7 protein-coding genes, 5 tRNA genes and 4 rRNA genes (2 of these 16 cut by a window edge) are annotated in these 10,000 nt (G+C 49.2%); 15 read left to right on the forward strand and 1 reads right to left on the reverse strand.

The features are described 5' to 3' along the window. From DNHGIG_RS09075 to DNHGIG_RS09115, 9 genes are all read left to right on the forward strand, one after another. A 23S ribosomal RNA gene (locus DNHGIG_RS09075) occupies positions 1 to 117 on the forward strand (it extends 2,924 nt beyond the left edge of the window). Between the two features lie 60 nt (positions 118 to 177). After that, positions 178 to 294 (forward strand): 5S ribosomal RNA (gene rrf, locus DNHGIG_RS09080). A 14-nt stretch (positions 295 to 308) separates the two neighbouring features. Continuing rightward, positions 309 to 384: transfer RNA gene (locus DNHGIG_RS09085), tRNA-Ala, on the forward strand. A 4-nt stretch (positions 385 to 388) separates the two neighbouring features. After that, positions 389 to 464: transfer RNA gene (locus DNHGIG_RS09090), tRNA-Lys, on the forward strand. Between the two features lie 5 nt (positions 465 to 469). Then, positions 470 to 544: transfer RNA gene (locus DNHGIG_RS09095), tRNA-Gly, on the forward strand. 1 nt (position 545) lies between these two features. Further along, a tRNA-Val gene (locus DNHGIG_RS09100) sits at positions 546 to 621 on the forward strand. A gap of 4 nt (positions 622 to 625) precedes the next feature. After that, a tRNA-Asp gene (locus DNHGIG_RS09105) sits at positions 626 to 702 on the forward strand. 48 nt (positions 703 to 750) lie between these two features. Further along, positions 751 to 867 (forward strand): 5S ribosomal RNA (rrf, locus tag DNHGIG_RS09110). 479 nt (positions 868 to 1,346) lie between these two features. Next, complete coding sequence (locus DNHGIG_RS09115) at positions 1,347 to 2,723, forward strand: amino acid permease (protein WP_282199356.1); 1,377 nt, start codon at positions 1,347 to 1,349, stop codon at positions 2,721 to 2,723. Between the two features lie 116 nt (positions 2,724 to 2,839). Here DNHGIG_RS09115 and DNHGIG_RS09120 read toward each other — a convergent pair whose 3' ends face one another. Continuing rightward, a complete protein-coding gene (locus DNHGIG_RS09120) occupies positions 2,840 to 3,046 on the reverse strand; it encodes a hypothetical protein (protein ID WP_282199357.1) in 207 nt (68 codons plus the stop codon). A 584-nt stretch (positions 3,047 to 3,630) separates the two neighbouring features. Between DNHGIG_RS09120 and DNHGIG_RS09125 the strand changes: the two genes are divergently transcribed. The 6 genes from DNHGIG_RS09125 to DNHGIG_RS09150 form a co-directional block, all read left to right on the forward strand. Continuing rightward, positions 3,631 to 4,761: a prephenate dehydrogenase gene (locus DNHGIG_RS09125; RefSeq protein WP_282199358.1), complete on the forward strand. Its 1,131-nt coding sequence runs from the start codon at positions 3,631 to 3,633 to the stop codon at positions 4,759 to 4,761. 16 nt (positions 4,762 to 4,777) lie between these two features. Beyond that, positions 4,778 to 5,470 carry a Crp/Fnr family transcriptional regulator gene (locus DNHGIG_RS09130; protein WP_282199359.1) on the forward strand — a complete coding sequence of 231 codons (693 nt, stop codon included), beginning with the start codon at positions 4,778 to 4,780 and terminating at the stop codon, positions 5,468 to 5,470. Positions 5,471 to 5,633: 163 nt separating this feature from the next. Further along, a complete protein-coding gene (locus DNHGIG_RS09135; RefSeq protein WP_369414697.1) occupies positions 5,634 to 6,044 on the forward strand; it encodes a DUF488 domain-containing protein in 411 nt (136 codons plus the stop codon). A 19-nt stretch (positions 6,045 to 6,063) separates the two neighbouring features. Beyond that, positions 6,064 to 6,249, forward strand: a complete 186-nt coding sequence (locus tag DNHGIG_RS09140) for a hypothetical protein (RefSeq protein WP_282199360.1) — start codon at positions 6,064 to 6,066, stop codon at positions 6,247 to 6,249. Positions 6,250 to 6,548: 299 nt separating this feature from the next. Beyond that, on the forward strand, positions 6,549 to 8,441 hold the full coding sequence (locus DNHGIG_RS09145) for an OPT family oligopeptide transporter (protein ID WP_282199361.1): 1,893 nt from the start codon (positions 6,549 to 6,551) through the stop codon (positions 8,439 to 8,441). A 540-nt stretch (positions 8,442 to 8,981) separates the two neighbouring features. Continuing rightward, positions 8,982 to 10,000: ribosomal RNA gene (locus tag DNHGIG_RS09150) — 16S ribosomal RNA — on the forward strand (it continues 531 nt past the right edge of the window).

Below are 10,000 nucleotides of genomic sequence, written 5' to 3' on the forward strand. Positions count from 1 at the left end.
ACTTCCCACTCGGTCAACGAGGTAAGACCCCTGAAGATGACAGGGTGGATAGGCGGGAGGTGTAAGCACCGTGAGGTGTTGAGCTGACCCGTACTAATCGGTCGAGGGCTTAATCTAAACGGTTTACGGTTCCATTCCTCATGTTCGTGTCCAGTTTTCAGGGAGCAATCCCGACAGTCTGGTGATGATAGCGGAGAGGACACACCCGTTCCCATCTCGAACACGGAAGTTAAGCTCTCCAGCGCCGATGGTACTTGGGGCGGGAGCCCCCGGGAGAGTAGGTCGTCGCCAGGCTGACATCATACAATGGGGGTATAGCTCAGTTGGTAGAGCACCTGCCTTGCAAGCAGGGGGTCAGCGGTTCGAATCCGCTTACCTCCACCAAGATGAGCCATTAGCTCAGTTGGTAGAGCACCTGACTTTTAATCAGGGTGTCGAAGGTTCGAGTCCTTCATGGCTCACCAGATATGCGGAAGTAGCTCAGTGGTAGAGCATCGCCTTGCCAAGGCGAGGGCCGCGGGTTCGAGTCCCGTCTTCCGCTCCACGGACGCTTAGCTCAGCTGGGAGAGCACCTGCCTTACAAGCAGGGGGTCGGCGGTTCGATCCCGTCAGCGTCCACCATCAAGGAGCTGTGGTGTAGAGGCCTAACATGCCTGCCTGTCACGCAGGAGATCGCGGGTTCGAATCCCGTCAGCTCCGCCATTTCAATTATTGATGACGTGTTTTTTAACGCGTTCGCAAAACCATATGTCTAGTGGCAATGGCGGAGAGGACACACCCGTTCCCATCCCGAACACGGAAGTTAAGCTCTCCAGCGCCAATGGTACTTGGGGCGGGAGCCCCTGGGAGAGTAGGTCGCTGCTAGGCAGATACAAGAGAAAGGTTCTTCCATTACCGCGGAAGAGCCTTTTTTCTATTTGGATAGAAATAAAATGGAAAGAACAGATCTTCTTCAATCACATTCAAAGCTCACGACTCAAACATTATTTTCAAACTAGTCCCCCATGCCGCAAGCGGCACTATCAGAGGATGAAAAGTTTCGCGTGAGGGAAGAAGTATAAGGCTATCTCAAGAAACGGAGTGGCTTTTGGGTGGGTTGTATCGCTTTGCGGCGCAGAGGTGAGTTGAAGGTTGTTCCGCAACCTCTGTACAGAATCCGGGCGGAACGACCTTCATCGAACCCAAGCGCAAAGCGATACACCCACCCAAGCACTAGTTTTCAAGGTAGTTATTTCACGAGATGTTCCTATTGTCTCGCTCAATCGGATTTTGTAAAGTAATAGATATGAAACTTTTCTTTCGAGAAGAGTCGAGTTAGTCATAGAGCAGAGTAAAGGGGAGATAGTATGAGCACGAATCAGCAAGAGTTGGCACGTCGCTTGAAAGCGCGTCATATCATGATGATCGCTTTGGGCGGCGCGATCGGAGCTGGAATGTTCAAAGGGAGCAGTACGTCGATTAGCCTGGCGGGCCCGGGGGTGGTTTTCGCCTACCTTTTAGGCGGACTCATTCTCTTCTTTGTTATGCAGGGATTGGCTGAGATGGCAGTTCGACGTCCGCAGGCCCGGACATTCAGAGAATTGATTGAACCGATTTTGGGGCGTTTTGCCGGTCATGTGGTAGGATGGATGTACTGGTTGGATTGGGTATTGGTCATGGCTGCCGAAACGGCCGCATCTGCGATGTTTTTGCAATACTGGTTTCCCAACATCCCACTTTGGTTGTTATCATTGATCGTATCGATCGTGATCACGGTGATCAACTTGTTTCAAGTGAATGTGTATGGGGAAACGGAGTATTGGTTAGCGGGGATAAAAATCGCTGTACTGATCCTATTTATCCTCTTGGGCGGAACTTTGCTTTTTACCGGATATGGAGTACATCCGCCGGCAGGGTTTCATAACGTAACGGCACAAGGCGGCTTTTTTCCCCATGGTATTCAAGGGGTCGCTGCCTCGATGCTGATTGTTATGTTTTCCTTTGGCGGTACCGAAATGATCGGGATGACACTGGGAGAAACCGAACATCCGGAACAAGTGATTCCTCGTGCTGCTCGGGGAGTCATCGCTCGCATTCTGCTTTTTTATATATTGCCGATTCTAGTAATCGTCAGTCTTGTTCCCTGGAACCAATTAGGTACGAATGAGAGTCCTTTTGTTACCGTATTTCAAGCGGTTGGCATCCCCTATGTAGGAAGCATTATGAACTTCGTCATGTTGACAGCTGTTTTATCCGCGACCAATACAGGCATGTACGCCGCTTCGCGCATGCTCTATACACAAGCGTTAGAGGGGCAGGCACCTCGCATCTTTGCGAGATTATCGAATCGAAAGGTTCCGGTTACGGCCCTACTTGCAAGCACCTCGTTTCTGTATATTGGAGTTGTGATCGCCTTTTTCGCAAAAGGGCATACATTTGATTATTTGATGGTGATTCCCGGTTATTCGGTCTTGACCGTATGGATCTTTCTTGCTTGGGCACATATAAGAAGCCGCAAAGAGGGATTTGAAGCGAAAGGGTATTATGTAAAAGGTTTTCCGTATACATCCTGGTTTGCGCTTCTTTCATTGATCGTGATTTTGGTGGGTATCATCATCACATCACCCGTGGCTGGTACCTTAGTCAGCTTGCTGGCTTATCTCCTGGTGTTGGTCAGTTACTGGTTCACCCGGAGGAGCCGACGAGAAAAAAGAGATACACTCGAAAAAACCTTTGTGCCGTAATGGCACGAAGGTTTTTTCATACTGTGTACATTCTCACCTGCTATCCGGTGAAGGGGCTGTGATCATTCGTATGAGAAGACCGCGGGGATATGTTGATCCTGCGGTCTACCGTTACTTTATTCTCCGCTTGTAAAGTTTTCATATGTGGCGTCAGAGCCGGCGAGGAACGTGCCGGTTTCAGGAAGGGCTTCAAAAGTAGAATCTCCAGTTTCCGCTTCCATTTCTTGTGTGGATGACGATAAAGTCAAGTCATGCCATGTTTGGATGTCGTTCCGTTTTTTCTTCAAGCTTCGACGGGTATAGAGTGGCTTTTGCTTATCCATAAGGCACCTCCTAAATTTGACGAACGAATATTCACGTGGCCGCTCATGCCGCAAGCATATGCCTCGAAGACGGCCTTCACCGAACCCGAGCGCAGAGTGATACATCCACACAAGCACTAATTTTAAAGATAGTCCCCCATGCCGCAAGCGGCACTATCAGAGGATGAAAAGTGTCTTCGAGTGGGCGTAATGCTTTGCGTGAGACAGCGACTTTGGAGGTTGTCTCGCTTCCTTTTTGGTATGGGGTATATGCTTTGCGCGTAATAGCGACTTTGAAGGTCGTCTCGCAACCTTTGATTATTATTACATGTGAGACGACCTTCACGGAGCATGAGCGCAAAGCATATACCCACTTGAGACGACCTCCACGGAGCGCGAACGCAAAGCATACGCCCGCCAAGCTACACATTTTCAAGATAAATAAGCAACAGTTACCCGATTCATAGCCTTGGGGTATGGTTCTCTTTCTAGTATGAACACACGGTTCCCCTTTATCCTCTCCTTTCACAGGATATTGACGTGAATAGGGCGATGAAGGTAATGTTAGGGATGATATCGGTTACTACATGAAGGAGTCACATGAGATGGAACCAAGAATAAACGAAAAAAATCTAAAGATTCACCGAATTGTAATTATAGGTTGCGGGCTGATCGGCGGTTCATTGGCACTGACATGGAGGCGATCCGGAATGGCCGATGAAATCGTCGGTGTTGACCTCAGAAGCGATCATTTGGAAGATGCGCTCCGACTTCAGATCATCGATCGAGCAGCACCATTGGAAGAAGCCGTTGTCGATGCGGATGTGATCGTACTGGCTACACCTGTCCAACAATCAATAAATCTCTTAATGGAATTGGCAAAACTCCCACTTCCTCCGAATTGTGTGGTAACGGATGTTGGAGGGACAAAAAGGGAAGTGTGCCGGCATGCTCTCGAAATCTTGCCAGCACATATCTCTTTTATCGGTGGTCATCCGATGGCAGGTTCCGAAAAATCGGGCATTCGTGCCGCTTCCCCGCGTCTATTCGAGAATGCGGTTTATGTATTGACACCGCGAACGGATGAGAAGAAAGAGGCGGTCGAGCGAATCCGAACACTCGTTGAAGCTACAGGTGCCCAGATCCTCATCCTGGATCCGGAACGGCACGACCGTCTGGTGGCGGCCATCAGTCACCTCCCGCATGTCGTAGCGGCGCAGTTGGTGGATCAAGTGGCCGATCTTGGCGAGGAAGACCCGCTTTATGCAGTTTTGGCGGCGGGAGGTTTCCGAGATGTGACACGGGTTGCGTCAGGACATCCTGGTTTATGGAGAGAGATCTTATTGACGAATGGAGATTCCATACGACCTTTGTTAATGGAATGGAAACGTCGAATTTCCTTGTTGGATCAATGGATAGAAAAAAACGACGGGGAAGCGATCGAGACGTTTTTTCGCAAGGCGGCCGATTGGCGAGATGCATTACCTGTGCGCGGGCGCGGGGCCATTCGCCCGGCATACCAGTGTACTGTAGACGTTCCGGATGAACCGGGGACGATCGGGCGAATTGCGACCTTACTTGGACAGCATGAAATCAACCTGCGGAATATCGGTATTTTGGAAAGCCGTGAAGGTGATAACGGACAATTGATTCTCACTTTTGCCGATGAAACGTCACGCAATGATGCGGTCCGTTTATTGGAATCCGGCGGCTATTCTGTACATGTGAGGGCATGAGATTGGGGAATTGCGGATGAATAACAGACGATCTCGAGAACTTTTGCGAAAAATCCCGTTGTTTCAAGATTGCAGTGACAATGAACTGGAGAGGATCGACGAGATCCTGATTCACCGGTCGTTTGCGGAACGTTCGACCATTTTTATGCAAGGGGAACCGTTGGAATATATTTATTTTATAGTCAGCGGGAAAGTCAAGATTTATCGAACGGACGAGCAAGGAAGAGAACAGATCGTCAATCTTCTTGAACCCGGTGATTTTTTCCCGCACATAGGTTTCTTTCGCAAAGCGGAATATCCTGCGCATTCTGTTATGATCGAAAAAGGAGTGCTTCTCGCTTTACCTACAGGACGTTTGCGGGATTTACTGAAGAAGTATCCGGACATCTGTATCAATTTGATGGCCGTCATGGAAAGCAAAATCATCGATTTGCAGGAGAGACTCGAGGAAGTGGTCTTGCATGATACATTCAGCCGGCTCGTCTTGTTGCTCATACGACTCTGCCGCCTTCACGGCGTACCTGATGGGGAACGCATTCGCATCAATGTACCGTTAACCAACCAGGAATTGGCCAATATGATCGGGACAAGAAGAGAAACGGTGAACCGTGCGATCAATCAATTGAAAAAAGCGGGTGCCGTCGAAACTACGACCGATCATTATTTACTTATCAGCCGTGATCGTTTGGAAAAACAACTGGATATATGAAAACAAACAGGCATGAAGGATTCCATGCCTGTTGATTTGTATCCTTTCGTCATTGATTTTCTGGAATACGGATGGGGACCCTTACGGCGAAACTGATACATACCACCTAGTGTCGTCATTGTTTTTTCATGTTTGATTACATCCGCATTTGGGAGTGGGTTTCATGTCACTGAAACAAGTGAAGTTGAAACGAGTATATGAGCCACCTGAGAATATAGACGGAAAACGGATTCTTGTGGACCGTCTCTGGCCGCGCGGTTTGTCAAAAGAAGCTGCATGCATAGACGAATGGATGCGAGATGTTTCCCTAAGCCATGAATTACGAAAATGGTTTGCACACCAGCCTGAGAGATTTGTAGTGTTTCGTGAACGTTACGTAGAAGAGTTGTTGCGAGATCCCGACCGTAGTGAAAAAGTAAAACAATTGTGCGAGTGGGCGTGTGAAGGAACGATTACATTGTTATATGCTGCAAAAGATTTCTCATCACAATCATGCCGTCGTGTTGCGAGACGTGATCGTCAAAGGTTGTCATGCATGAATTCTCCGCTAACACCGCAAAGTAAGAGAAGATAAGGATGTGGAGGCGATCCATATGAAAGACGATCTGACGAAACTGTCAGAGGCAGCATTGCGGAAAGTGGAACAAGAAGCGGATGAGCCGATCCAGTCGGCTATGGTGAAGACGGCGATTCGTACCAATATAGGTGGGGACTCTGCAGAACAAACGTCATCGATGGAAGAAGTGTTGAACCACATGTCCAAACAAAAGGAGGAATAATCGTTTTGCAATTATAAAAGTCGAATCCTGATTCAATTCCACACAAGATAAAGATGCGAAGGAAACTAAAAGAGCGCCAGTATGTATTGCCGCTCTTTTTTTATTATTACAAACAATTTAATCCTGTTTATTTCTCTTATCTTTTCAATTGACCCCAACTCTTTAAATAAAAGATAAAGAGAGTTTAATTAGCATTATTCATACAAAATTAAAATATAGACAGGTTTAACGATTCGACTTTTACTTATAAATGAGGTTTAAATAGGGGATGCATAAAGTAAACAGAAAGGAGTAGAGCTATGCAAGAGCATGAAAAGAAGGAAAATTTCAAGCCTTTTATTTCACCGCATCAGCGTCCGCCAGAGTTTACATGGACAGCGTTGATCATCGGGATTATTCTCGCGATTATATTTGGTGCAGCGAATGCATACCTCGGATTGATCATCGGTATGACCATCAGTGCATCCATTCCGGCGGCGGTCATTTCAATGGCGATCATACGTGGTCTTTTGCGGCGCAATTCCATTTTGGAGAATAATATCGTACAGACGATAACAACGGCCGGTGAGGCGATCGCAGCAGGTGCGATTTTTACGATTCCGGCTCTTTTCCTATGGCATATGAATCCAAGGTTATTTACCATTTCTTTGATCGTATTGACCGGTGGATTCCTCGGCGTGCTTTTTATGATTCCGTTGCGTAGACTCTTAATTGTGAAAGAGCATGGTCGTTTGCCGTATCCTGAAGGTACGGCTTGTGCGGAAGTACTCGTCGCCGGAGAAGAAGGCGGCAAGCGGGCGAAACTGGTTTTTGCGGGACTTTCTGTCGGTGCGATTTTCAAGGCGATTGCTGACGGGGTTAAGCTGTTCCCATCAGAGATTGAAACAAAAGTTGCCGGTTTTCGCCAAGGATTGATCGGAATGGATACATTCCCCTCCCTTCTTGGTGTCGGATTTATCGTGGGACCGCGTGTGGGCGGAATGATGGCGGCAGGGGGGATTTTGGCCTGGCTCGTTTTCATCCCGGCGATCGCTTATTTCGGACACGGTTCGGGAACCGTGGCGCCAGGGAAAGAGGTTCTCGCGAATATGGACGCCTGGGGAATTTGGGATTCCTATATCCGCTATATCGGTGCCGGGGCTGTGGCGACCGGGGGATTGATCAGCCTCGTACGTACCTTGCCGATGTTGTGGCGTTCACTGACCGCGACGTTGACGGGCATGAGAAATCAACGAGGGACGAACGATGTTGAATTGTTGCGCACCGACCTGGATTTGCCGCGGCGTTGGACGATTCCGGCAGGTATCATCATTTTGTTATTGACCGCCTTTTTGCCGCAACTGAACGTAGGCTTGATCGGTGCTTTAGGCATCGCTGTTTTCGGATTTCTTTTCGTGATGGTTGCTTCCCGGATTGTCGGGGCGATCGGTTCGTCATCTTCTCCCGTTTCAGGAATGACGATCGCTACTCTCTTAATCGTCACATCCGTTTACAGGGCGGCCGGATATACAGGTATGACAGGTATGGTTGTCTCCTTAACGGTCGGGGCGATCATTTGCTCGGCTCTTGCCGTCGCCGGAGATATATCACAAGATTTGAAAACGGGGTACTTGGTTGGTTCTACCCCACGTGCCCAACAACTGGCCATGATCATCGGCGTGCTGGCATCCGGTTTGGTTATCGGTTGGGTGCTCGTATTGCTGAATCATGCGTACGGTTTCGGTACCAAGGCTTTGCCTGCTCCGAAAGCAGTACTTATGAAAATGATCGTCGAAGGGATCATGAATGCCGATATGCCTTGGGACCTGGTGTTTATCGGTGCAGCAACCTCGATCGTCATTGAATTGCTCGGTATCGAAGCATTACCTGTAGCGGTTGGTATTTACTTGCCTGTACATACAAGTATCTCGATCTTCATCGGCGGTTTGTTGCGCTGGTTTGTCACTCGGTTTTTCGCGCGTACGGAAGAGAGGGAGAACACAGTGGTAGAGCGAGGGGTTCTGCTCTCTTCAGGGTTGATTGCAGGCGAATCATTGATAGGGATTTTGCTTGCTGGACTGGTAAGTTTACATGTGAGCATGCCTGAAAAACCGATGTATGGGCAAGGGTTAGCACTCTTTTTATTTTTCTTGTTAACCGTATGGCTGGGATGGTTATCGGTTCGAAACCCGTCGGTTACGGAGCGAAAATAAACTCCAATCTCGTGTCAAACCTGATTTCTTACACCGAAACTCATGATCAATGAATCATGGGATTCGGTGTTTTTTATTATAAGTAACCGAATGGCTGAAGAAGAAACCGGAAGTGCAATGGATTCTCTGCATATTCAGATGCTCCGAAAATGTTCGGTGGGGATACAGGCCATGGGGGAGGAGAATGAGGAGGCCAAATTGTCTTTCTTATCGAGGAAGAGAGAAATAGAAAGAAACACAAAGTAACGCCCATTTTAATTAAGGAAACGCATAAAATGAAATTAATTTTGTTTAAATCTGTATGAATCAATATGTTGATGTTGATAATGAAACATGGTATTATATCTCCTGTCGTCGCGAGGCGGCGAGTTACGTGAAACATAAATTACCACTTGCAATATAGATTGTTGGATGGTATATTGAGAAAGTCGCTGTTGCGACGGTCGCTCTTTGAAAACTGAATCGTGCAGAAGAGAGCCACGATTGAACGATACATGGGCTCTGCGAGAAGCCTTGCTTGCGAGGTGCAGAGCGATACTTTTCTTCGAGAGTTTGATCCTGGCTCAGGACGAACGCTGGCGGCGTGCCTAATACATGCAAGTCGCGCGGATGGAGAGGAGCTTGCTCCTTGAAGTCAGCGGCGGACGGGTGAGTAACACGTGGGCAACCTGCCTGGCAGACGGGGATAACGCTTGGAAACGAGTGCTAATACCCGATACGCTCTTCACGGGCATCCGTGAGGAGGGAAAGGCGCTTTACGGCGTCACTGCCAGATGGGCCCGCGGCGCATTAGCTAGTTGGTGGGGTAACGGCTCACCAAGGCGACGATGCGTAGCCGACCTGAGAGGGTGACCGGCCACACTGGGACTGAGACACGGCCCAGACTCCTACGGGAGGCAGCAGTAGGGAATCTTCCGCAATGGGCGCAAGCCTGACGGAGCAACGCCGCGTGAGTGATGAAGGTCTTCGGATTGTAAAACTCTGTCTTCCGGGACGAACCGATAGGTGAGGCAATGCTCCTATCCTGACGGTACCGGAGGAGGAAGCCCCGGCTAACTACGTGCCAGCAGCCGCGGTAATACGTAGGGGGCAAGCGTTGTCCGGATTCACTGGGCGTAAAGCGCGCGCAGACGGCTTTCTGCGTCCGGGGTGAAAACCCGGGGCTCAACCCCGGGACGGCCTTGGATACGGGAGAGCTTGAGGGTCGGAGAGGCAAGGGGAATTCCACGTGTAGCGGTGAAATGCGTAGAGATGTGGAGGAACACCTGTGGCGAAGGCGCCTTGCTGGCCGATTCCTGACGTTGAGGCGCGAAAGCGTGGGGAGCAAACAGGATTAGATACCCTGGTAGTCCACGCCGTAAACGATGAGTGCTAGGTGTTCGTGGGCTCATACCCATGAGTGCCGAAGCTAACGCATGAAGCACTCCGCCTGGGGAGTACGGTCGCAAGACTGAAACTCAAAGGAATTGACGGGGGCCCGCACAAGCAGTGGAGCATGTGGTTTAATTCGAAGCAACGCGAAGAACCTTACCAGGGCTTGACATCCCGCTGACCGGTCT

Source organism: Collibacillus ludicampi, from assembly GCF_023705585.1.
In the GTDB taxonomy this organism is placed as follows: Bacteria; Bacillota; Bacilli; order Tumebacillales; family BOQE01; genus Collibacillus; species Collibacillus ludicampi.